Annotated in this window: 1 protein-coding gene; it reads right to left on the bottom strand. The window is 55.7% G+C overall.

Translation table 11 applies throughout. The annotated features are described in order from the left end of the window. The coding region (locus tag CSQ89_RS22800; protein WP_233203467.1) for a ShlB/FhaC/HecB family hemolysin secretion/activation protein at nucleotides 1-573 on the bottom strand (573 nt) is incomplete at both ends.

Here is a 573-nt window from a genome sequence, read left to right as displayed (position 1 = left end):
GCAAGGCCTGCTCGTTCAAATGGAAAGGGACGTTCAGTTGTGCATTGGCAAACACGATGAATGGGCGAGATGTTCCTTCCCCATCCTGTTCTTCCGGCGCCGAAAGCGAACGGTTTGCGCCGGTACCACGCTTGAGGCTGGTATTCATGTCCATCGAAGCACGGCCGATATATCGCCGATAGTTCAGGCCCCACTCCCAGCCGCCTGTCCTGCGACGCTGTACGCCTACTTCGGCATCATTAATAAAATTTGCCGATTCGCGTTTCCAGCCACGCAGTGAGGTCTGCACTTTGGAAACCGCATCCCGGTATAACAGCCGGCTCAGGCTGATTTCCTGGTTGGCGCTGGTACCGCTATAGACGTAGTCCACGCTATCCCCCGCCACCGACTGGTGATAACCGTGTTGACTGGTGGTCATGCCAATCAACCAGTATCCCCAGGGCACGGAGTAATGCACCGTATGGCTTTTACTCCCGCGCTTACCCTCATAGCCACCCCCCAGTGTGCGGGTAGCGCTGACATAGAACAAATCGTTCAATGTCCACCAATGATCGTAAGACACCGTGGCCGATC

The sequence above is a fragment of the Chitinimonas sp. BJB300 genome (genome assembly GCF_002735695.1).
Taxonomy (GTDB): domain Bacteria; phylum Pseudomonadota; class Gammaproteobacteria; order Burkholderiales; family Chitinimonadaceae; genus Chitinimonas.
The sequence above is the reverse complement of the archived record's forward strand: the minus strand, read 5'-3'. Positions and strand labels throughout refer to the sequence as shown.